Here is a 21,584-nt window from a genome sequence, read left to right as displayed (position 1 = left end):
GGGTCGGGCGACGGGCCGCGCAACGCACCGGGCGGCACACTGGAAGCGCTTGGCGGATGCCGATCACCGGCTGCTCGCCGCCCTGCGCGACTGCGGACGGGAGCCGAAGGTGGCCACCGCCGCCCGGGCGCTCTCGCGCAGCGGCGAGCACGGCGCACTGTGGATCGCGACGGGTCTCCTGTGCGCGGCTGCCGACCGGGAGCGCTGCCGCGGCTGGCTGCACGGCACCGTGCTGATCGGCGTTGCCCATCTGGCCAGCATGGCCGTCAAGCTGGTGGTACGCCGTCCGCGGCCGCGGCTGCCCATGCGGGAACCGCTCGTGCGCACCGCTGGCCCGCACTCCTTTCCCAGCTCCCATGCCACTGCCGCGGCGGCCGCGACCGTCGCCTTCGGTGCGCTGCGCCCCGCCGGCCGCCGATTGGTGCCGCCTCTGGCCGCGGCGATGTGTGTGTCCCGGCTCGTCGTCGGCGTGCACTATCCGACCGATGTGGCCGCCGGCGCGCTCCTGGGTGGGCTGACGGCACGTCTGGGGAGGACATGGCTGCGGTCCCGGCCGGAGGCGGACGGTGCGCAGAGCAGGACCGCCGGCCGCGCCCTGCACAGGGCGGTGGGCAGGACCGCGCGCGGCGCCGCAGGTCCGGTCAAGGGCTCGGCCACGGGCCCGCTCGCGCGCAGGTCTGCGGGTGTGGTCAGCGCGGTCGTCGTGAACCGCTCCGGTGCCGGGGGCACTCGTGGCTGAGCGCAGCACCGCGGTCCTCGACCAGCCGGAGCGCCGCCCCGACGGCCCGCCGCCCACGCGTGCCCCCCGCCCCCTGAGGCTGTCCGCCGGGCTGATCAGGACCGCACGGCCGCGCCAGTGGATCAAGAACGTGCTGGTCGTGGCGGCCCCCGGGGCCGCCGGCGAACTGGCTTCCCGGCAGACCGCGGTCCAACTGGCCGTCGTGTTCACCCTTTTCACGGCGGCTGCCGCCGCCGTGTATCTGATCAATGACGCGCGGGACGCCGAGGCCGACCGGGCGCACCCGGTGAAGTGCCTGCGTCCGGTGGCCGCCGGAGAAGTGCCGGTGGCCGTCGCCTATGCCGCCGGTGCCTTCCTTGCCGTCGCCGCGACCACCGCGGCCGTGGTCCTGTGCAATGCGATGACGGCGGCGCTGCTGGCCGCGTACGTCACGATGCAGCTCGCGTACTGCGTCCGGCTCAAGCACGTCCTCGTTGTCGATCTTGCCGTCGTCACCACCGGGTTCCTGATGCGGGCCATGATCGGCGGGGTCGCCCTGTCCATCCCGCTCTCCCGTTGGTTCCTGATCACCACCGGTTTCGGCGCGTTGTTCATGGTGGCGGCCAAGCGCTATTCGGAAGCCGTGGAGATGGCGGGCGCGGGCGGCGCGACCCGGTCGCTGCTCACCGCCTACACCACCGGCTATCTGCGGTTCGTCTGGCAGTTGGCCGCTGGGGTGGCGGTGCTCGGTTACTGCCTCTGGGCCCTGGAGGGCGACGGCACCGCGGACGGCTCCTTGCTGCCCTGGCGTCAGATCTCGGTGATCGTGTTCATCCTCGCGGTGCTGCGGTACGCGGTGTTCGCGGACCGGGGGACGGCCGGTGCCCCGGAGGAGGTCGTCCTGCGCGATCGGCCGCTCGCCGTCATCGGACTGCTGTGGCTGTCGATGTACGTCATGGCCGTCATGGACCTGTGACGGATCGGGATCGGTCCGGCCGAGAAGGGGCAGGCGTACGACATGGACTGGCTGAGCCGACTTCCCGTCATCGGCCCGCTCGCGCAGCGGCTGATGAAGACCCACGCCTGGCGCTCGTACGAGACCCTCGAGCGGGTGCACTGGACGCGGCTGGCCGCCGCCATCACCTTCATCAGCTTTCTCGCACTCTTCCCGCTGATCACGGTGGGTGCCGCGGTCGGCGCGGCACTGCTCAGCAAGGACCAGCTGGCGAAGCTCGAGGAAAAGCTCTCCGATCAGGTGCCGGGTATCTCCGACCAGCTCGACATCGGGGCGCTGGTGGCCAACGCCGGAACGGTCGGGCTGGTCGCGGGTGCACTGCTGCTGCTCACCGGCATCGGCTGGGTCGGTTCGATGCGGGACTGCCTGCGCGCGGTCTGGGAGCTCGACGACGAGGACGAGGGCAACCCGGTCCTGCGCAAGGGCAAGGACACGGTCGTGCTGCTGGGACTGGGCGCGGTGGTGCTGGCGTCGTTCGCCGCCTCGGCCGTGGGGTCCAGTGCCGTCGGCTGGAGCGCGGACCGGCTCGGCATCGACCGTGGCGGGGCGAGCGGTGTGCTGCTCCAGATCTTCGCCATCGCCATCGCGGTCCTGGCCGACTTCCTGATGCTCCTCTATGTGCTGACGCTGCTGCCGGGAGTGCAGCCGCCCCGGCGCCGGCTCGTCGTTGCGGCGTTGCTCGGGGCGGTCGGCTTCGAACTGCTGAAGCTGCTGCTCAGCGGCTATATCTCGGGTGTCGCGACCAAGTCCATGTACGGCGCGTTCGGTGTGCCGGTCGCACTGCTGCTGTGGATCAATTTCACGTCGAAACTGCTGCTCTACAGCGCCGCGTGGACGGCGACGGGAAGCGCCGCCGCCCAGGGCGAAGAGCCTTCTAGCGACGGGGCAGACGGCGGACCAGATCCGGCAGCGGCCAGCGCCGGTTGACCAGGAACGCCGCACCCGCGAGCAGGACCAGCACACCGCCGGTGATGCCGAGTGCGACACCGACTCCGCTCGAGCCCTGGTGGGCGGCAGCGGATGCCTTCGCCGGTCCGTGCTGGTTGGCCTTGCCGTCCTTGCCGGGGCCGCTCGCCGCGCCGCCCGTCGGCTCGGAGCCGTTGGAGGGACCCGTGGGGGCGGACTTCGGGGCGACCAGTTCGCCGACCGGCTCCACCTTCCCGGCCGCCTCGAAGCCCCAGTCGAGGAGGCGCGCGGCCTCCTTGTAGACGGCCTGCGGCTCGTCCGACGACGGGTTCATGACGGTGACGAGCAGCACCCGGCCGTCCCGCTCCGCGACGCCGGTGAAGGTCGCGCCCGCGTGCGTGGTGTTGCCGTTCTTGACGCCCGCGATCCCCTCGTACGGCTCGATACCGAAGTCACCGGTGAGCAGCCGGTTGGTGTTCTGGATCTCGAACGTCTCGCGCTTCTTGCCCGGCTTCTGCTCGCCGGGGAAGTCGGCGCGGACGGTCGAGCAGTACTCCCTGAAGTCCTTCTTCTGCAGTCCGCTGCGGGCGATCAGGGTGAGGTCGTATGCGCTCGACACCTGGCCCGTCTCGTCGTAGCCGTCCGGCGTCACCACGTGGGTGTCGAGCGCCTGCAGTTCCTCGGCGTGGTCCTGCATGTCCTCGACGGTCTCCTCCACACCACCGTTCATCGCGGAGAGCACATGGACGGCGTCGTTGCCCGAGCGGAGGAACACGCCCAGCCAGAGATCGTGGACCGTGTAGTCCTGGTCCTCCTTGACCCCGACGAGGCTGCTGCCCTCGCCGACACCGGCGAGCTCGTCGGTGGTGACCGTGTGCTCCTCGTCCTTCGGCAGCTTGGGCAGCAGGGTGTCCGCGAAGAGCATCTTCAGGGTGGAGGCGGGCGGCAGGCGCCAGTGTGCGTTGTGGGCCGCGAGCACATCACCGTTCTCCGCGTCCGCGACGATCCAGGAGCGGCCCGTCACCTTCTTGGGGAGGACCGGGGCGCCGGAGCCGAGATCGACCTGGGTGCCTGGTTCGCCGAGCAGTTCGCCGCCGACCGTGGACATGACGGCCGGGGGCTTCGGTGCCTTGTCATCGGTCCTGAGGGTGCCGGCGGCCGTGGCCGTGGGGGTGGCGGCCATTGCGGGCGCAACGGTGAGGCCAGGCAGCAAAGCGGCAGCAGTGACCGTCAAAGCGGTCTTTTTCAAAGCAGACACGATCGAGAAAGTACATGGAGTTGTCAGCGAAACGGTCACCGGCGGGATGACCCGCCGCGAGCTCCGCCGGTACAGCCCATCGCCCGGACCCCGCCGCACCGGTATGGAGCACAGCGGTGATACTGAGTCCATGAAGCTCAGCCGCCCGGTCTCCTGGTTCCTGCTCGCGTTCGGGGTGTGGAGCTGGGTCATCTGGGTCACTTTCGTCAAGAACCTTTGGCAGGACGCCAGCGGGCTCGCCTTCGACGACGCGGGTGACCCGACTGCGTATTTCTGGGTCCATCTGCTGCTCGCCATCACGTCCTTTCTCCTGGGGACGGTGGTCGGGGTCATCGGGTTGCGTGGCGTACGCGCGTTGCGCCGCGAGCGCGAATAGAGGAACGGTGCCGTGCTGGTTGTCCTGTTGGTGATCGCTGTCGTCCTCGCCCTGCTCGGGGGCGTGCACTGGTACGTGTGGCGTCGTCTGGTCCGCGACACGACGCTCGCCGGGAGCGGGGTGCGCCGCATGGGCACGGTGGCGGTCGTGGTGCTGCCTTTGCTGTCGGTCGGCGCCCTGACCTCGGGGCGGGCGGGCGCGCCTTTCTGGCTCCAGCAGGTGCTGGCATGGCCGGGATATCTGTGGCTCGCCACGCTGCTGTACCTGACGCTGGCGCTGGTGGTCGCGGAAGCCGTCCGCCCGCTGCTGCGTCGGGCGCTGCCGCGTCGGGCTGCCGCACGGTCGGACACCGGTGCGGTCGCGATACCCGCGGAGAGTGCGCCGGTCATGCCGACGCCGACGCCGACGGTGGCCGTCGCCGGCGGTGGAGGGTCCGGCACGGACGCAGGTCCGGGCGGATCCCTGGCGACGGCCGACACCCCGGATACGGACGTCCGCACGGCCGACGACGACGGTGGCGACCCTGAAGTGCACACGGCCCTCCCTGCCGACGGGCGTCCGGAGTCCGCCCCGGGCGACATCTCCCGGCGGCTCTTCGTCGCTCGCGTCGCCGGCGGGGCCGCGGCCGCGGTCGCCGCCGGTACGGTGGGGTACGGGACATACGGCGTGATGCGCGGGCCCCGGGTCAAGAAGGTGACCGTGCCGCTCGCGAAACTCGCACGCGGGGCGCACGGCTACCGGATCGCCGTCGTCAGTGACATCCACCTCGGACCGGTTCTCGGCCGGGCCCACACCCAGCGGATCGTCGACACGATCAATGCCACGCAGCCCGATCTCGTCGCCGTCGTGGGCGACCTGGTCGACGGCAGCGTGGCCGATCTGGGCCGGGCCGCCGAGCCTCTTGCGCAGCTGAGGGCGCGGCACGGCTCGTACTTCGTGACCGGAAACCACGAGTACTTCTCGGGCGCCGACGCGTGGGTCGACCATGTGCGCGAGCTCGGACTCACTCCGCTCCGCAACGACCGTGTCGAGATCGCGGGCTTCGACCTCGCGGGCGTCGACGACGTCGCGGGGGAGAACGAGGGGCAGGGCCCCGACTTCGCCCGGGCCCTCGGTGACCGCGACCGGACCCGGGCCGCCGTGCTGCTCGCACATCAGCCGGTGGTGATCCATGACGCCGTACGCCACGGTGTGGACCTCCAGCTGTCCGGTCACACCCACGGCGGCCAGCTCTGGCCCGGGAACCTCATCGCCGACCTGGCCAATCCGACCCTCGCCGGCCTGGAGCGGTACGGCGACACCCAGCTCTATGTCTCGCGCGGCGCGGGCGCGTGGGGTCCGCCGGTGCGGGTCGGTGCGCCGTCCGACATCACCGTCGTGGAGCTGGCGTCCCGTCAGGCCTGACCGTCGTCACCGGAGGGTCCCGTGCGCTTGCGGTTCGCCGTGCCCCGGGGCCTGCCCGATGCGGCCATGCCCGCCGCCGTCGGCATGAAGTCGCTGAGCAACTCGTGCACTTCCTTGACCAGGGGGCGCAGCAGGCGGAAGCGGGAGAGGGAGATCGCGCGGGCCGTGACCGGAGCGAGCCGCTCGACCAGGCGGCGGCTGTTGGCGCAGCCCTCGGACCGGTCGTACACCCAGAACAGCACGAGCCCCATCTGCTGGAGCCACAGCAACCGCGGCAGCGGCTCCGCGAGTTCGGGATCGACCTTGACGTCGGCGCCCGCGATCACCCGGCGGTGGACCTCGATGGCCGCCTCCCGCGGCTCCTCGGACTCGGGGGAGAACGGGCTGAGCGGGCTGTCCGGGTCGGCGGCGTTCTTGAAGAACTGGGCGGCGAACTCGTGGTACGGCGCCGCGATGTCCAGCCAGCCCAGAAGGACCCCGCGGATACGTGCCGTGAGGTCCTTCTCGCCCCCGTCCAGGATGTCCGCGACCGCCGCCCGGTGCTGCTCGGCGATCCGGTCGTAGAAGCCCTGGACGAGGTGTTCCTTGGAGGCGAAGTAGTAGTACGCGTTGCCGACGGAGACGCCCGCCTCCTGGGCGATGGCCCGCATCGTCGTCCTGTCGTATCCGCGCTCCTGGAAGAGGCGGAGCGCGGTCTCGAGGATGAGGGTGCGGGTCTGCTCGCTCTTGGCGGGCTTGGCGGCGGGCTTGCCGCGCTTGTCTTCCTGGGGGTCGTTCGCGTCGGTCACGGTGCCCGAGCCTAACGGGGCGCGGCCGGCAGCTCGCACCGCCCGTCGTCGCAGGAAGCCGCCGTCGCCTCCCGGTACTTCGCGGCTGCCAGGACGGTCACCCGCGCAAAGGGCGCTCCCGCGGGTGTCGCCAGCCAGTGGGCCTTGGGCCTGTGGTCGGCCAGGGCCCAGAGGCAGACGATCCATGCGGCGGTGGACCGGTAGACCTGGCCCCGGTCCCCGACCACGGTGATCTCCCGGAGGGTGCTGTCGTGATCGAGGTCCGGGAAGCGCCGCCTGGCCTCCTGCGAAGCGGCCGGTACGAGGTCCAGCGGGACCAGTTGGCGCTGTCGCAGCAGCCAGTGCCGCAGATGGACGCAGAGCGAGCAGTTCGCGTCGTACAGCACGGTCAGACGACTCACCGGTACGCCGGTCATGCCGCTCAGGCCCCGGTGGCGGGCGCGGCCCAGGGCCCCTTGCCGGCGGGTCCGGTCCAGCCCTGCGGCGGGACGGGCGGGGTCTGCTCGCGCTCCATCACTCCGCGTCGGCGGATCTTGTTGAGGACGTAGACGTTGCCGAGGTGCATGATGCCGAGGACGAGGAGCACCACGCCGAGCTTGACCGAGAGCGCCTCGAAGAGCCCGCGGGCGGTGGTGACGGCGTCGTCCTGGCCCAGGTAGAGCGCGACGAAGCCGAGGTTGACGAGGTAGAAGCCCACCACCAGCAGGTGGTTGACGGCATCTGCCAGCTTTTCGTTCCCGCGCAGTACATCGGCGAGGAAGATCCGTCCGTTCCGGCTCAGCGTGCGGGCCACCCAGACGGTGAGTGCCACGCTGATCAGCAGGTAGACGGCGTACGCGACAACAGTGAGGTCCATTCCCCACCCTCCCTTGAACACGTTCAAAAGGTCTTGTCATGGACTGTAGACCTGTTCCTGAACGTGTTCAAGTCGTCGGGAAATCGAATGACGCCGCGGGGCCGGTGGGCCTAGGGTCGGACGGATGACAATTTCTTGTGATGTGGCGGGGGACGGCCCCGCGGTGGTGCTGCTGCACTCGTCCGTCGGCGACCGGCGTATGTGGGACGCCCAGTGGGGAGCCCTGGTGGACGCGGGTCACCGTGTCGTGCGCTGCGACTTCAGGGGATTCGGCGACACCCCGGCCGAGGCGGTGCTCCCGTACCGGGACGCGGACGATGTGCTCGCCCTGCTGGACACGCTCGGCATCGGCCGTGCCGCTCTCGTCGGGGCGTCCTTCGGCGGCCGTGTCGCCGTCGAGATCGCGGCCCGCCGCCCGGACCGGGTGAGCTCGCTCGTCCTGCTCTGCGCCGGGCTGCCCGGACATGAACCGGGGCCGGAGCTCGAGGAGTTCGATGCCCGGGAGGACGAACTGATCGAGGCGGGCGACCTCGACGGCGCCGTGGAGCTGAACGTGACCACCTGGCTGGGCCCCGAGGCGGACGAGCCGGTGCGTGAGCGTGTACGGGTCATGCAGCGCCATGCGTTCGAGGTGCAGCTGGCGGCGGACGAGGAGGCGGAGGCGGCCGGGACGGGGTCTCAGGACGAGGAGGAGCCCGCCGGGCCGCGCATCGACCTCGCGGCCGTGGAGGCGCCGTCTCTCGTCGTCACCGGCGCGCACGACCTGGAAGACTTCCGTGCCATGGGTGCCCGGCTGGCCGGGGTGATCCCCGGTGCCCGCGCCGTTGAACTCCCCTGGGCCGGTCATCTGCCGTCCCTGGAACGCCCGGCCGAGGTGACGCACCTCGTCGAGGGCTTCCTCCGCGAGCACGCCCCCGTCGAGCGGGCCTGAGGGGCGAGGGCCTTCCCCGCCCTGCCCGCCCCTTTTGGCGCCGGGGCCTCGTACGGCTGGACGGCGGCTGCCTGTGTTCGCGGCCGTCGTCCCGCCCCTGTCCGCACCGGTGCGCGAACCGCGGGCGGTGTCGTCCGTGGAGTGGAAAGTCGCGGTGTCGTCCCGAGGGCCGGCGCGGGACGGCGACCCCACTGGCAGCGGCCCTCCGGGGGCAACGCCGCCGTCAGCCGCGGACGCGGCGGACCCGGTCCGTCCCCGTCACCGACATCACCAGCGAGTACAGCGATGTGGTCGCGGTGATGAACAGCCGGTTGTTCTTGGGGCCGCCGAACGCGAGGTTGGAGACGGGCTCCGGCACGAGCAGTCGGCCCAGAAGGGTGCCGTCCGGGTCGTAGCAGTGCACGCTGTCGCGGAGCGCGGCCGCCCACAGACGCCCCTGGTCGTCGAAACGGATGTTGTCGAAGCTGCTCCGCGCCGCCTCCGCGAAGACCTTGCCGTCCGACAGCGTGCCGTCGTCGCGCACATCGAGGACGCGGATGTGCCCGGCGCGGCTGTCCGACACGTACAACTGCCGCTCATCGAGGGAGAAGACCAGTCCGTTGGGCCCGGAAAAGCCGTCCGCGGCCAAGCGGACCTCTCCGGTCCCCGGATCGATCCGGTAGACGTTGCACGCGCCGATCTCGCTCTCCGCGCGGTGTCCTTCGTAGTCGCTGGTGATGCCGAAGTCGGGGTCGGAGAACCAGACCGAGCCGTCGGAGCGCACCACCGCGTCGTTCGGCGAGTTGAGCCTCTTTCCGCCGAACCGGTCCGCCAGGACTGTGAGGGAGCCGTCGTGCTCGGTGCGGGTGACGCGCCGGTTGCCCTGCTCGCAGCTGATCAGGCGGCCCTCGCGGTCCAGCGTGTTGCCGTTGCTGTGGCCTGCGGGGGTGCGGAACACACCGACGGTGCCGGTCGGCTCGTCCCAGCGCAGCATGCGGTCGTTGGGGATGTCGCTCCAGATCAGCTGGCGCCAGGCGGGGAGATAGACGGGCCCTTCCGCCCATCGGCAGTCACCGAAAAGCTGCTCCAGCCGGCTGTCGCCGTTGGTGCACCGTCCGGTCCGGAACCGCTCGTCCAGGATCTCGTACCGTCCATCTTCGATTTCGCCTGACACAGTCCACTCCTAGTTCTTATTTACCGAATGTCATTCGGAGTGATCTGAGTATGACAGAACGGGATATGGTTATGGCATGGCTGTGGACAACCTGGACGAGACCGACCGTGCGCTGCTCGCACTGATGCAGCAGGACGCCGGGCAGGCCTACGCGGTGCTGGGCAAGGCGGTCGGTCTCTCGGCAGGCGCCGCCCACGAACGCGTCCGCAAGCTGCGGGATCGCGGGATCATCCGGCGTACGACGGTCGAGGTCGACCCGGCGGCCATCGGCCTCGGTGTGCTGGCCTTCGTCATGGTCGAGTCGTCGGCCTGGATGGGGGACTCGGCGGAGGCGTTCGCGGCGATACCGGAGATCGAGGAGGCCCACATCATCGCGGGCAGCGCATCGGTCCTCGTGAAGGTGCGCACGGCGACCACCGAACGGCTCCAGGACGTCCTACGGCGGCTGTATGCGATCGACGGGGTGAGCGGCACCCAGGCGACGGTCTCCCTGGAGACCTTCTTCGAACGCCCGCCCGCACCCTGAAGCGTGTTGCGGTGCCGCCCGGCCCGGTGTCCGAGGTCTCGTCCGGTCCGTGCCGCCGAGCCGGTGCCGGGTGCTCCGGCAGTCGTTGGGCACGAGCCCGACGACATGTACCGGCTGTGTGAACTCGCGGTAGGCCCCGGCGTACTGGTCGCACGGGTCACGGAGCCGGCATACCCGGCTCCGCAACTCGGGGAGCAGGCACCGCAGTTCCACCTGGTCCGGTGCTGCCGGCCTGGGGATCGCCGCCATCGGCCGCGGACCGCCGGCCGTCCTCCGCTCCCCGCCGCCCGGACCGGCTCAGGAGCTCAGCGACCGCGCGTAGTTGATCTGGCCCATGACCCAGTGGATGGTGTCCGGGCGGGTCGCCGGGATCATCGTCATGTGGTGGCGGCCCCCGCTGCTGACGGTGATCTGGATGTAGCCGGTCATCCTCTTCTCCTTCATCAGGAGGAAGAACAGGCCCACCAGGCACAGCAGCGAGAACACGACCGCCAGGACGACGGCATGCGTGGGGACGTACTCCTCGGTCCGCGACATGTCCATCGCGTTCCACACCGCGCCCTTCAGTGGCAGCGTCCCATTGGGCGTGACGATCGAGTCCTGGAGGATCGTGATGTCGCCGAGCACCAGCAGCGGAACCCCGGCTCCGCCCAGAGGTGCCAGCGGACCCTGCGGATACCCGTAGCCGTTGGCGGAGCCGTACGGGTGGGCAGGGCCCCACTGGTAGTCGCCGTTGTCCAGATAGGGGTTCGGGTTCGGCTCGGTCATCGGTCCCCGCTTTCGTCCGGCTCGTCCGGAAAGGCCGCACGACGAAGGCCCGCTTCCGGTACGGCGAGCGTACAGAAACGGGCCCCTGTCGGTGCGTTGACCCGACGGACAGTCGCCGCCGGGTCGGCGCGGGTGACTCAGAAGCGGCGGGTGATCAGCGCGCGCTTGACCTCCTGGATCGCCTTCGTGACCTCGATGCCACGCGGGCAGGCGTCCGTGCAGTTGAAGGTCGTGCGGCAACGCCACACGCCGTCCTTGTCGTTGAGGATCTCCAGGCGCTGCTCGCCCGCCTCGTCGCGCGAGTCGAAGATGAAGCGGTGCGCATTGACGATCGCGGCCGGCCCGAAGTACTGCCCGTCGTTCCAGAACACCGGGCAGGACGACGTGCACGCGGCGCACAGGATGCACTTGGTGGTGTCGTCGAACCGCTCGCGGTCCTCGGCCGACTGGAGCCGCTCACGCGTGGGCTCGTTGCCGGTGGTCACCAGGAACGGCATGACGTCCCGGTAGGCCTGGAAGAACGGCTCCATGTCCACGACCAGGTCCTTGAGGACCGTGAGGCCCTTTATGGCCTCGACCGTGATGGGCTTCTCCGGGTTGATGTCCTTGATCAGCGTCTTGCAGGCGAGCCTGTTCTTGCCGTTGATCCGCATCGCGTCGGAGCCGCAGATGCCGTGCGCGCAGGAGCGCCGGAAGGTCAGCGAGCCGTCGACGTCCCACTTGATCTTGTGGAGACCGTCGAGCACGCGCTCCTTCGGGTCGATCTCGATCTGGAAGTCCTGCCACTCGGCCTCGGCCGAGACCTCGGGGTTGAAGCGGCGGATCCGGAAGGTGACCGTGATGTACGGGGAAGAGGCGGCCTCCGCCTCCACCTTGTCCATGGTCGGGGTAGCCATCAGTACTTACGCTCCATCGGCTGGTAGCGGGTCTGGACGACGGGCTTGTAGTCGAGACGGACGGTCTCGGAGCCGTCGGCGCCGACCTCGCGGTACGCCATGGTGTGGCGCATGAAGTTGACGTCGTCGCGGTTCGGGAAGTCCTCGCGGTAGTGACCGCCGCGGGACTCCTTGCGGGCCAGCGCGGAGACGGCCATGACCTCGGCCAGGTCGAGCAGGTTGCCCAGCTCGATGGCCTCCAGCAGGTCCGTGTTGAACCGCTTGCCCTTGTCCTGGATGGACACGTTGCGGTAGCGCTCGCGAAGCTCGGCGATCTTCTCGACCGCCGTCTTGATCGTCTGCTCGGTGCGGAACACCATCACGTTGGCGTCCATGGTCTCCTGCAGCTCCTTGCGGAGCACGGCGACCCGCTCCGAGCCGGTGGAGTTGCGCAGCCGCTCGACCTGCTCCTCGACGAGGGACGCCGGGTTCTCCGGCAGGTCGACGTAGTCGGCCTTCGCCGAGTACTCGGCCGCGGCGATACCGGCGCGCTTGCCGAACACGTTGATGTCGAGCAGCGAGTTGGTGCCGAGGCGGTTGGCTCCGTGCACCGACACGCACGCGACCTCGCCCGCGGCGTACAGACCCGGGACGACGGTGGTGTTGTCGCTGAGGACCTCACCCTCGACGTTGGTCGGGATGCCGCCCATGGCGTAGTGCGCGGTCGGCTGGATCGGGATCGGGTCCGTGTAGGGCTCGATGCCGAGGTACGTGCGCGCGAACTCGGTGATGTCAGGGAGCTTGGCGTCCAGCTGCTCGGGCGGCAGGTGGGTGAGGTCCAGGAAGACGTGGTCGCCCTCGGGACCGCAGCCGCGGCCCTCGCGGATCTCCGTGTAGATGGAGCGCGAGACGACGTCGCGCGAGGCGAGGTCCTTCATGACGGGGGCGTACTTCTCCATGAAGCGCTCGCCGTCCTTGTTGCGCAGGATGCCGCCCTCACCGCGGGCGCCCTCCGTGAGGAGGATGCCCATGCGCCAGATGCCCGTCGGGTGGAACTGGAAGAACTCCATGTCCTCCAGCGGCAGACCGCGCCGGTAGCAGGCGGCCTGGCCGTCACCCGTGAGGGTGTGCGCGTTGGAGGTCACCTTGAAGAACTTGCCGGTGCCGCCCGACGCGTAGATGACCGCCTTCGCCTGGAAGACGTGGATCTCGCCGGTGGCCAGTTCGTAGGCGACCACACCGGCCGACTTGCGGACGCCGTCGACCTCGGTGATCAGCTGGTCCAGGACGTAGAACTCGTTGAAGAACTCCACGCCCTCCTTGACGCAGTTCTGGTACAGCGTCTGGAGGATCATGTGGCCGGTGCGGTCCGCGGCGTAGCACGACCGGCGGACCGGGGCCTCGCCGTGGTTGCGGGAGTGGCCGCCGAAGCGGCGCTGGTCGATGGTGCCGTCCGGGGTCCGGTTGAACGGCAGGCCCATCTTCTCCAGGTCGAGGACGGCGTCGATGGCCTCCTTCGCCAGGATCTCGGCGGCGTCCTGGTCGACCAGGTAGTCACCGCCCTTGACCGTGTCGAAGGTGTGCCACTCCCAGTTGTCCTCCTCCACGTTCGCCAGCGCGGCGGCCATGCCGCCCTGCGCGGCGCCCGTGTGGGAGCGGGTGGGGTAGAGCTTCGTCAGCACGGCGGTGCGGCTGCGCTTCGTCGCCTCGATGGCGGCGCGCATACCGGCACCACCTGCGCCGACGATGACGGTGTCGTACTTGTGGATCTTCATCAGTGTTTCGCCTCAGCCCCGTGCCTAGCGGATGTTCGGGTCGAAGGTGAAGATCACCAGCGTGCCCAGAAGGATGGTGAACACCGTGGCGGTGTACAGCAGGCCCTTGAGCCACAGGCGCGTGCCCGGCCGCTCCGCGTAGTCGTTGATGACGGTACGGAGGCCGTTGGCGCCGTGCAGCATGGCCAGCCACAGCATCAGCAGGTCCCAGATCTGCCAGAACGGGGACGCCCAGCGGCCGGCCACGAAGGCGAAGCCGATCTTGGAGACGCCGCCGTCGAGCACGAGCTGGATCAGCAGGTGGCCGATGACGAGGACGACGAGGACGACACCGGACAGGCGCATGAAGAGCCACGCGGCCATCTCGAAGTTGCCGCGGGTCGACTTCGGGGTCTTCGCGGTGCGCTTGCGCGGCGCCTCGATGACGGGAGCCGGGTTGTCGGCGTCGTACAGTCCGACGCCCTCGACGGCCCCGATCGCGGAAGAGGTCTCAGCAGACATGTGTGACGTCAGCTCCCGAACAGTTCACGTGCGGCGTGGCCGAGGACGGGGTAGATGGCGCCCGCCATCAGCACGACCCAGATGCCCATGACGGTCCAGAGCATCTGCTTCTGGTAGCGCGGGCCCTTGGACCAGAAATCGACGGCGATGACACGAAGGCCGTTGAGCGCGTGGAAGAGGATGGCGGCCACGAGGCCGTACTCCAGCAGCGCGACGAGCGGCGTCTTGTACGTGGCGACGACCTCGTCGTACGCCTCGGGCGAGACGCGGACGAGAGCGGTGTCCAGCACGTGTACGAACAGGAAGAAGAAGATGAGGACGCCGGTGACTCGATGAGCCACCCAGGACCACATACCTTCCCGGCCGCGGTACAGCGTTCCAGCCGGCACGGAAAAACCCTCCGGGAGCGGGGATTGGAGCCGGCCGCCAGCGTTCTACCAAAAGTGACAGCTCTGTCGGTCTGGCCCGGCCGGGTACGGTCCACCGGCCCCGGCCATCGTAGCGACGAGTTGTCGGTTCCCTCGCCCGGGGTCGTTATGTGTGATCAAACAGGCACGGACGGGCTATCAGGACGGGTTCCACGGCGGCTGGAACCGCTGCTTTCCGGGTGATTGGCCACCATGTGCGCCAGCCGGGTGCGGGCGAGTCGGCGCAGCTCGTCGGCGGCGACGACCCGCTCATCGTCCGGATCGTTGCCGAGTCGTGAGCGGATCGCGGCCAGCACCTGGTCGGGCTGCTCATCGGGGCGGAAGCCGTCGAGGCAGATCACGAAGGCATGGCCGAATCTGCTCTCGTACGCGGCCTGCGCGGCGCTCAGCGCAGTGTGGGCGCTGGCCGGTGCACTCGGGTGCAGTGCCGAGGGCGACTCGTCGGCGAGGGCGTCGTCCAGATCGGCGGGTGCGAGGTCGTAGCCGGCCTCGTCGGCGGCGGCGAGGAGGACATGCAGATCCGGGTACGGCCGGTGGGCGACGATGCGCCGGCACCATCGGCGGCTGCCGCAGCAGGCGAGCAGGGCCGCCTCGGCTGCGCCGGCGGGGGCGGTGTTGAACCGCTCGAGGCCGGGCAGGGGCGCAGGACGGGAGGGCCCGGCCGGGGCCGGGATCCGCAAGAGGCCGGTGTGCGATTCGCTGGACAGCGTGTGCTCCTCGGCTCCTCGGCTGCTCCACCCGGGCACGGAGGTGCCTGGGAATGGTGGGGTGGGTGAGCCACAAAGCTATCCATCTGCGGCGGAAGCTGTCCGGCTGTTGCACGATTTTCACCCGGACGGGAAGGTTCAGGCGCGCATGATAGACGATCCCGCCCGACTTCACCCGGTTCATCTTGATTAGTCATACTTCACCGGGAAGAGGAGGCTGATGGGATGACATGGCAGTGCAGGAGCGCACGGCTCGCGGGTTCGGTGACGGCGGCCGCTGCGGCGCTGACCACCCTGGTGTCCTGCTCGTCGGGCGGCTCGGGCGGCGGCACGTCGACGGGCGCCCGCGGCGACGCGCAGCCACCGGCGGCCGTCACCCCGTCGCCGACACCGACGCCCACGAAGAGCTACCCGCTCTCCACGGTGCCCCGCACCATCCCCTCCGTACGGACGCACGAGGCCGCGCGCGGACCCGGCTGGAAGCCCGGGCCCGGCAGCGCCGTCGTCGTGGCCAAGGGCAGCGAGACCCTCGCCGACGAGGCCCGGCTGCTGTCCCGGGAGCTGAAGACCGGCGTACGCAACAGCGGCCCGGTGCGGGCCGGTGACATCGAGCTGGCACTGGGCTCCGCGCAGCCCGACGCCCCTGAGTCGTACACCATCACGACCCGGGGCAACCGTGTCCGGATCACCGGCCCCGACGAGGCCGGGGTCTTCTACGGCACCCGCACCCTCAAGCAGTCGCTGCGCTCGGGCGGTGTCATGCCCGAGGGCGTCGTACGCGACCGGCCCGACCGTCCGCAGCGCGGACTCAACCTGGACATCGCGCGCAAGCACTACACCGCGGGCTGGATCGAGGCCAGGCTGCGCGAGATGGCCGACCTCAAGCTCAACACGCTCGGGCTGCACTTCTCGGACGACCAGGGCTTCCGCATAGCCTCCGACTCCCATCCCGAGGTCGTCTCCGCACAGCACCTCAGCAAGGCCGAGGTGCGCCGGATCATCGCGCTGGCGCAGAGCCTGCACATCACGATCGTGCCCGAGATCGACTCGCCGGGGCATCTGGGCGCGGTCATGCGGGCCCATCCACAGCTCCAGCTGCGCAATGTCGACGGTGTGCCCCGGCAGGGCGCCATCGACATATCCAAGCCCGAGTCGGCACAGATCGTCGACGATCTGCTGCGGGAGTACGCGGCGCTCTTCCCCGGCGCGTGGTTCCACGTGGGCGCCGACGAGTACCAGGCGCTGACCGTGAGGAATCCCGCGGCCTCGTATCCCCAGCTCGCCCGGGCGGCCGTGCAGAAGTACGGACCCGACGCCGGCGTGCAGGACCTGGCGACCGGCTGGCTGAACGACCGGGCGGCGGTGGTGCGCGCGGCGGAGAAGAAGCCGAAGGCCTGGAACGACGGGTTCTTCCGTGGTGGAGTCACCTCCGCGGACAAGGACATCGAGGTCGAGTACTGGACCGGCAAGGAGATCGGGGCACGGCCGCCGCAGGAGTATCTGGCGGAAGGCCGCAAGGTGGTCAACCTCAACGACGAGTACCTCTACTACGTGCTCGGCCAGCCCAACCAGTTCACCTACCCCACGGGCCGCCGCATCTACGAGCAGTGGAACCCGCTCGTCCTGCGCGGCACATCGGCGGTCCCCGCACGCTACTCGGACCAGATACTCGGCGGCCGGCTCGCCATATGGAGCGACCTCGCCCAGGCCCAGACCCAGGACCAGGTGGCGGCGGGCGTCCGGATGCCGCTGCGGGCGGTCTCCCAGAAGCTGTGGACACCGGGACAGCCACCCCTGGACTGGGCGGCGTTCATGGCTCTGGCGAACCGGCTGGGCTGAACCGCCGCTGCCCCGCGGAACCCGCTGGACGGCGATCGCCCGTGCCACGTATCGTCCGCGGGCGGCCGAGGGCGGCCGTGTCGTGCGGCCCCGGGGGGAAGTAAGGGGCGCACTCGACCGGTTCGTTCATGGGGGATCCTCGACCGTGCTCTGCTCCAACTGCTCCCTGCACAAGGCCACGACCGGCGAGGGGCTCTGCGACGGCTGTGCCGTCGCGGCCGGCAACACCGCGCCACCGCCGGCCGCGCCGCCGGTGTCGACATCCGGGCCGCGGCCGGTGCTGCGTTCGCCCGTGGGCCTCTCCCGTGCCGTCCTCGCCCTGCTCGGTGTCGTCGTGCTCGCCGATCTGTCGAGCATCGCCGCGGCCACCCATGTGCGCGGGCTGATGGACGACCTGACGGCGCACACGGAGGACGAGCTCGACCGGGCCGATCTGTGGATGGCGGGTTCCGGATTCGCCTACTCGGTCGCCCTGCTCCTGACGGCCGTCCTCTTCGTCATCTGGTTCCACCGCGTGCGCATCAACGCCGGAGTCCTCAGGCCCGATCTGCAGCGGCGCGGGCCCGGCTGGGCGATCGGCGGCTGGTTCATCCCGGTCGCGAACCTCTGGATCCCCCGCGGGATCGCGGGCGATGTCTGGGACGCGAGCCGGCCGGCGTCCGGTGGACGGGGTTCGTCGCATGCGTTCCTCAATGCCTGGTGGACGATGTGGGTGGTCGCGCTGCTGATCGACCGGGTCGCGGCCAGGGCGTACGACAAGGCCGAGGACCCCGAGGCGATCCGCATGGCCGCGGGGCAGCTGATGTTCTGCAACCTCGTCGATCTCGCGGCGGCGCTGCTGGCGATGGTGGTCGTCCGGAGGCTGACGGCGATGCAGCACGCCAAGGCCACGGGCGAGCCGGTACCGGCCGCCGTGTGAGCCCAGCCCCGGCGCGGCACGGCTCACAGCTGCTCCGGGCCTGCGCCGCAGCACCTTCGACGGGGCAGTCGTGGACGCCTCGCTCGGTGCGTGGCGGCCGGCCGTTCCGGGAGTGCCGCGCCCGGCACCGTGAGTCTGCCGGTGACCGTTGCCCGCACGACCGCTGCCCGCACGCCGTGGAGCCCGCACCGACGGGGTGTCGCTGATCCGCGAAGGTGTCGCCGGACGCGTTGGTACGGACGGCCCTGACCGTGACCGGCTCCGTGGGCGGCGGGCCGTCCGGCCGTGGACGGCCCTTCGGGCGCAGCCGTCCACCCCGCGGCAGGGGCCGCCGGGCCGAGGGTCGGTGGTCGGTGGTCGGTGGTCCGGTGGGCGGCGGGCCGTCGAAACGGGAGTGAGCACGAGGTGAGGGGCAGGGACACCGCCCCCTCCATCGTGCTCCCCGTGCCACCCGTGATCGCCGACGGACGTGAGGCCGGCCGGACGGGCGGGAGTGCGCACGGCCCGGTGGCCGGAGTTCTCGGGCGGAACCTTTCCCGTGTTTTCTCGACTGAGCTCCCCACAAGCCCTGTTGAATGTGCGCAGAATGTAACGGAGCTGTGGTGCAAGTGTGTTGCACGTGAACGGTGTGGCGCGGTGCAACGCGCCACCCATCACGCTGGAGTCGGGAGCGGAGCTGAGCAGGGGGCAGGCATGGGCTTCTGGGGCTATTTTCTCGTGGGCAGGGGCGAGCGGCCGCTGGCCGAGCAGGACGCACTCGGGCATGTACGGGGCGGGCTTGTGCCGCACCGGCCGCGTCCTGGCGGCTGGCAGGTGTGGCGGGCTCCGAGTGAGCCCGACCTGGGTGACATGACGGCTCTGGCCCGGTCGGCCGGTGCGCCGGTGCTCTTCGGCTTCGTCATGGACAGCGCCTGTGTGGCGGTGGAGGGGGCGGCGCCGGGCAGTGGCGCCTGGTACGCCTGTCTGGCCAGGGAGAACATGGCCGGATTTCTCGCCGCCAGTGGCACGGCTCTCGATGACCTCTACCCCTCCGCCGAGGATGCGGCACAGCGGGCCTCCGAGTGGGCGGCCGAGGCCGGGACGGCGGCGGAAGCCGGGGCGCTGCAGGAGATCCTGCGAGCGCCACGGCCCGAGCCGCTGGCCGCCACTGCCGAGGAGCTCTTCTTCGGCTTTCTCCACCGGCTGGGCATTCCGGACGAGTTGGGTGATTCGGATGACGTCCGGTGACGATTTTGAGCCATCCGGCGCAGTAAGGAACAACTGCGTCCGCACTGTCGGGAGGCGTCGATGAGCCTGGTGGAACTGATCGCTGAGGCGGATGAGCGGAGCCTGGCCGCGAGCGGTCTGGCCTGCCTCGACCGCTGCCTGCCCCTGCTCGTCGACGAAACGGATGTGCTGCGCCCGCTCTGGGCGGGTATCGCCGACGGCGAGGACGGCTGGGCGGGGCGCCTCGCGACCACCAGGGCCACGCTCGACGACACGCCCGTCGCCGACGAGGCGGCCGCTCCGGTGCGGAAGATGATCGGCGCCGCTCCTTCGGAATGGGCCACCGCGCCGCTGGCCGAATGGGCCACGGCCTGCTCGGCCCTGGCGCTCCGGCTCCACCAGGAACTCGACCCCTCGCGTGGCACGGAGGGCCCGCTGGTCGCCGGCGAGCAGCGCCGCCAGGTCCAGATCCTCGAGGTCCTGTCGGCCACCCCGGGCGGTGCGGGTCTGCGCAGGGCCCTGGACCTCTCGGTGGAAGGCCGGCGTGTGCTCCGGGCGGCTCTCTCCCGCCGGGCGAGGGCCGCGCAGGACCAGGACGCCGGCCGGGCTCCGTCCGGGCGTCCCTGACCGGGGGCGACCGCCGCCCCGGCAGGCGCTGCGTGGCCGGCCGACGAGAAGGCCGATGACGCCCGTGAAGGGACCGTCGCGCTCCTCGTGACCGGCGGGCGGAGCGAACGCTCCGCCGGAACGGGCCCGGTCTCCGCCCGGCCGCTCGGGCCGGACGGAGATAGGGCGGTCACAGCAGCAGGCACGGACGAGGACCTAGGGTCTTTCGTCCGGGTCGGGCTGGATCAGTGGCCGGGGCGCGCGAGCCCGGCAAGATCCGAACGAGAGGCCCTAGACGTCCGCGGGCTCCACGCCGTCCGGGCCGCCCCTCGCGATGACCACCCCGCCGGCGACGACGTCGTCGTACCCGTCACCGTCGGTGTCGCGCGTGGTGAACGACGGGACGGCTCCCCAGTGGCCGTCGAGCGTCGGTGCGCCCGTGGTGGTGAGTCCGTGGGCCGAGCCGTGGAAGGTGTCGATCCCGTGGCCGGTCAGGACGACGAGGTCGGCGTACCCGTCCCCGTTGAGGTCACCGGAGGCCACCGCCTGGCCTCCCGCGCCGTGCAGCACCGCGGGCGAGCCGGTGTCCAGACCGCTCGCGGTGCCGTGCAGCAGCACGAGCGGCATGGCACCCGCCGCGGTGCGGTGGACGACCACGGCGTCCGGGAACCCGTCCGCGTCGAAGTCGCCCGTCGTGACGTCGACGAGGCCCGAGAGCAGCCCACCGGCCAGGCCGGCGCCGGGGTGGGCGTCCGGTGTCACGCCCGGTTCCGGGGCGGCTCCGGCGGCGACGGCCCCGGCGAGAGTACGGATCTCCGGCAGATCGGCATACAGGCTGTCGCCCGGGCAGTCGGTCGCCGAGCCGTCCCGGTGTCCTGAGATCCGCTTGAGCCTGACTCTGTCCCCGGCCTGGAAGTTCCCGTTGTCCGCGCCCACGGTGAGAACGACGGAACCCGCCGGATCATGTCCGTAGAGCCCGAGCTTCCAGGCCGCCACCGAGGCGATCGCCTTCTTCACGGCCGGGACCGCCTTGGCCGTCATGTAGTCGCCGAGGACCGAGATGCTGCTCGTGTCGACATTGAGGCCGTAGGTGTGCGCGCCCTGGATCGGCCGGTCGATACCGCCCGCGCGGCCCTCGAAGACCCTGCCGCACTTGTCGACGAGGAAGTGGTAGCCGATGTCGTTCCAGCCCTGGCTCTGCACGTGGTAGCGGAAGATGGCCCGGATGATCGAGGGCGACTGGGCGCACGTGTAGTTGTTCGTCCCCGCGGTGTGGTGGACGAAGAGCGCCTTGGTGCTCCTGTTGTAGCGGGGCGGGTCCTTGACGAGCGATTCGTCGGCGCCCCACCCCGCACGTGAGATGACGGGCGGCGCGCCCGCGGGTGCCTGGGCGAGGGACGGCGCGGGCGTGGCCGGAGCTTCCTGGGGCGGTACCGGACCGGACGGGGACGACGGCGACGGGGGAGTCGTCGGGGTCGCGGACACGGACACGTCGTCGCCGGCGCCCGGGTCGATCAGCTCGACGCGCAGCCCGTCCGGCAGGGTCTCGCCCCTGGCCCGCAGCTGGACCCCGTCGGACGGTCCGGTCCACAGGGGGGAGGTCCCGCCGCGCAGCGCGTTCCCGGCCTGCTCGCGTCCCGATTCGGGGGCGCGGACGTCGGCGTCGAGCACACGCCATCCGGACCAGACGCCGGTACGGCTGTCCCGGGTCCGGACCTCGGCGGTGCCGTTCAGTTGCTCGGCGGGGTCGTCCCAGGTCAGACCCATCATGCTGAACGGCTGTGTCGTGCGGGCGGGGAGCAGCCGGAGCGCCGGGTCGTCGCCCGCGGGCACGGGCAGGCTGTGAACGTCGCCCCCCTGTTCGGCAGGGACGGGAGCGGGCACAGCGGGTGCCGCAGGCCCTGCGAGCGAGAACCCCATGGCGACGGCAGCGGCGAGCACGGTATTACGGGAGCACCTCATGGCGCGGCTGGTCATGGGGCGCGAGCATAGGGAAATGCAGGGCGGTCCGAGGACGCGACCCGGCCCG

23 protein-coding genes are annotated in these 21,584 nt (G+C 70.7%); 11 read left to right on the top strand and 12 right to left on the bottom strand.

The genetic code is table 11. The features are described 5' to 3' along the window. The first annotated feature begins 49 nt into the window (after window positions 1-49). The 3 genes from AC068D_RS16080 to AC068D_RS16070 are packed head-to-tail and all read left to right on the top strand — an operon-like array spanning window position 50 to window position 2,660. Window positions 50-739, top strand: coding sequence for a phosphatase PAP2 family protein (locus AC068D_RS16080; RefSeq protein WP_478823650.1), 690 nt, complete (start codon window positions 50-52; stop codon window positions 737-739). After that, on the top strand, window positions 732-1,694 hold the full coding sequence (locus AC068D_RS16075; RefSeq protein WP_478823649.1) for a decaprenyl-phosphate phosphoribosyltransferase: 963 nt from the start codon (window positions 732-734) through the stop codon (window positions 1,692-1,694). The genes AC068D_RS16080 and AC068D_RS16075 overlap by 8 nt, the downstream gene beginning before the upstream one ends. A 42-nt stretch (window positions 1,695-1,736) precedes the next feature. Further along, window positions 1,737-2,660, top strand: a complete 924-nt coding sequence (locus AC068D_RS16070; RefSeq protein ID WP_478823648.1) for a YihY/virulence factor BrkB family protein — start codon at window positions 1,737-1,739, stop codon at window positions 2,658-2,660. Here the strand turns inward: AC068D_RS16070 and AC068D_RS16065 are convergent. Continuing rightward, window positions 2,608-3,897 carry a D-alanyl-D-alanine carboxypeptidase family protein gene (locus AC068D_RS16065; RefSeq protein ID WP_478823647.1) on the bottom strand — a complete coding sequence of 430 codons (1,290 nt, stop codon included), beginning with the start codon at window positions 3,895-3,897 and terminating at the stop codon, window positions 2,608-2,610. The genes AC068D_RS16070 and AC068D_RS16065 overlap by 53 nt on opposite strands. 130 nt (window positions 3,898-4,027) lie before the next feature. Here AC068D_RS16065 and AC068D_RS16060 point away from each other — a divergent pair, with 130 nt between their 5' ends. Together AC068D_RS16060 and AC068D_RS16055 are read left to right on the top strand one after the other, a co-directional pair. Beyond that, on the top strand, window positions 4,028-4,273 hold the full coding sequence (locus AC068D_RS16060; RefSeq protein WP_478823646.1) for an SCO4848 family membrane protein: 246 nt from the start codon (window positions 4,028-4,030) through the stop codon (window positions 4,271-4,273). A gap of 12 nt (window positions 4,274-4,285) precedes the next feature. After that, window positions 4,286-5,677 (top strand): metallophosphoesterase, encoded by a 1,392-nt coding sequence (locus tag AC068D_RS16055; protein WP_478823645.1) that lies wholly within the window; start codon window positions 4,286-4,288, stop codon window positions 5,675-5,677. On the opposite strand, the gene AC068D_RS16050 is transcribed toward AC068D_RS16055, so the two are convergent. The 3 genes from AC068D_RS16050 to AC068D_RS16040 are packed head-to-tail and all read right to left on the bottom strand — an operon-like array spanning window position 5,668 to window position 7,321. After that, window positions 5,668-6,465, bottom strand: a complete 798-nt coding sequence (locus AC068D_RS16050; RefSeq protein WP_478823644.1) for a TetR family transcriptional regulator — start codon at window positions 6,463-6,465, stop codon at window positions 5,668-5,670. The two genes, AC068D_RS16055 and AC068D_RS16050, sit on opposite strands and share 10 nt — an antisense overlap. 11 nt (window positions 6,466-6,476) lie before the next feature. Continuing rightward, entirely contained in the window at window positions 6,477-6,881 is a 405-nt protein-coding gene (locus AC068D_RS16045) for a thiol-disulfide oxidoreductase DCC family protein (protein ID WP_478823643.1), read from the bottom strand. A 5-nt stretch (window positions 6,882-6,886) separates the two neighbouring features. Beyond that, the gene (locus tag AC068D_RS16040) at window positions 6,887-7,321 is read right to left on the bottom strand and encodes a hypothetical protein (RefSeq protein ID WP_478823642.1); all 435 of its coding nucleotides are present in this window, start codon (window positions 7,319-7,321) and stop codon (window positions 6,887-6,889) included. Between the two features lie 124 nt (window positions 7,322-7,445). Here AC068D_RS16040 and AC068D_RS16035 point away from each other — a divergent pair, with 124 nt between their 5' ends. Beyond that, on the top strand, window positions 7,446-8,252 hold the full coding sequence (locus AC068D_RS16035) for an alpha/beta fold hydrolase (RefSeq protein ID WP_478823641.1): 807 nt from the start codon (window positions 7,446-7,448) through the stop codon (window positions 8,250-8,252). A 223-nt stretch (window positions 8,253-8,475) separates the two neighbouring features. Here AC068D_RS16035 and AC068D_RS16030 read toward each other — a convergent pair whose 3' ends face one another. Beyond that, window positions 8,476-9,405, bottom strand: coding sequence for an SMP-30/gluconolactonase/LRE family protein (locus AC068D_RS16030; protein WP_478823640.1), 930 nt, complete (start codon window positions 9,403-9,405; stop codon window positions 8,476-8,478). 91 nt (window positions 9,406-9,496) lie between these two features. Here AC068D_RS16030 and AC068D_RS16025 point away from each other — a divergent pair, with 91 nt between their 5' ends. Beyond that, on the top strand, window positions 9,497-9,931 hold the full coding sequence (locus AC068D_RS16025; RefSeq protein ID WP_478823918.1) for an Lrp/AsnC family transcriptional regulator: 435 nt from the start codon (window positions 9,497-9,499) through the stop codon (window positions 9,929-9,931). Between the two features lie 297 nt (window positions 9,932-10,228). Here AC068D_RS16025 and AC068D_RS16020 read toward each other — a convergent pair whose 3' ends face one another. The 6 genes from AC068D_RS16020 to AC068D_RS15995 form a co-directional block, all read right to left on the bottom strand. After that, window positions 10,229-10,699 (bottom strand): hypothetical protein, encoded by a 471-nt coding sequence (locus tag AC068D_RS16020; protein WP_478823639.1) that lies wholly within the window; start codon window positions 10,697-10,699, stop codon window positions 10,229-10,231. A gap of 137 nt (window positions 10,700-10,836) precedes the next feature. Further along, on the bottom strand, window positions 10,837-11,595 hold the full coding sequence (locus AC068D_RS16015) for a succinate dehydrogenase iron-sulfur subunit (RefSeq protein ID WP_478823638.1): 759 nt from the start codon (window positions 11,593-11,595) through the stop codon (window positions 10,837-10,839). Beyond that, the gene (gene sdhA / locus AC068D_RS16010; RefSeq protein ID WP_478823637.1) at window positions 11,595-13,349 is read right to left on the bottom strand and encodes a succinate dehydrogenase flavoprotein subunit; all 1,755 of its coding nucleotides are present in this window, start codon (window positions 13,347-13,349) and stop codon (window positions 11,595-11,597) included. Before sdhA ends, AC068D_RS16015 begins: the two co-directional genes overlap by 1 nt. A gap of 24 nt (window positions 13,350-13,373) precedes the next feature. After that, window positions 13,374-13,850 carry a succinate dehydrogenase hydrophobic membrane anchor subunit gene (locus AC068D_RS16005; protein ID WP_478823636.1) on the bottom strand — a complete coding sequence of 159 codons (477 nt, stop codon included), beginning with the start codon at window positions 13,848-13,850 and terminating at the stop codon, window positions 13,374-13,376. Between the two features lie 8 nt (window positions 13,851-13,858). Continuing rightward, entirely contained in the window at window positions 13,859-14,239 is a 381-nt protein-coding gene (sdhC, locus tag AC068D_RS16000) for a succinate dehydrogenase, cytochrome b556 subunit (protein WP_338677131.1), read from the bottom strand. Window positions 14,240-14,394: 155 nt separating this feature from the next. Beyond that, window positions 14,395-14,958, bottom strand: coding sequence for a 2-oxo-4-hydroxy-4-carboxy-5-ureidoimidazoline decarboxylase (locus AC068D_RS15995; protein WP_478823635.1), 564 nt, complete (start codon window positions 14,956-14,958; stop codon window positions 14,395-14,397). 252 nt (window positions 14,959-15,210) lie between these two features. Here AC068D_RS15995 and AC068D_RS15990 point away from each other — a divergent pair, with 252 nt between their 5' ends. From AC068D_RS15990 to AC068D_RS15975, 4 genes are all read left to right on the top strand, one after another. Beyond that, a complete protein-coding gene (locus tag AC068D_RS15990; protein ID WP_478823634.1) occupies window positions 15,211-16,824 on the top strand; it encodes a beta-N-acetylhexosaminidase in 1,614 nt (537 codons plus the stop codon). Between the two features lie 145 nt (window positions 16,825-16,969). After that, window positions 16,970-17,743: a DUF4328 domain-containing protein gene (locus tag AC068D_RS15985; protein ID WP_478823633.1), complete on the top strand. Its 774-nt coding sequence runs from the start codon at window positions 16,970-16,972 to the stop codon at window positions 17,741-17,743. A gap of 693 nt (window positions 17,744-18,436) precedes the next feature. After that, entirely contained in the window at window positions 18,437-18,970 is a 534-nt protein-coding gene (locus AC068D_RS15980) for a hypothetical protein (RefSeq protein WP_478823632.1), read from the top strand. A 60-nt stretch (window positions 18,971-19,030) separates the two neighbouring features. Then, a complete protein-coding gene (locus AC068D_RS15975) occupies window positions 19,031-19,576 on the top strand; it encodes a hypothetical protein (RefSeq protein WP_478823631.1) in 546 nt (181 codons plus the stop codon). 270 nt (window positions 19,577-19,846) lie between these two features. Here AC068D_RS15975 and AC068D_RS15970 read toward each other — a convergent pair whose 3' ends face one another. Beyond that, a complete protein-coding gene (locus tag AC068D_RS15970; RefSeq protein ID WP_478823630.1) occupies window positions 19,847-21,532 on the bottom strand; it encodes an FG-GAP-like repeat-containing protein in 1,686 nt (561 codons plus the stop codon). Window positions 21,533-21,584 lie beyond the last annotated feature (52 nt).

Source organism: Streptomyces sp. NPDC043861, assembly GCF_056435905.1.
This window is presented reverse-complemented; position numbering and strand designations above follow the sequence as displayed.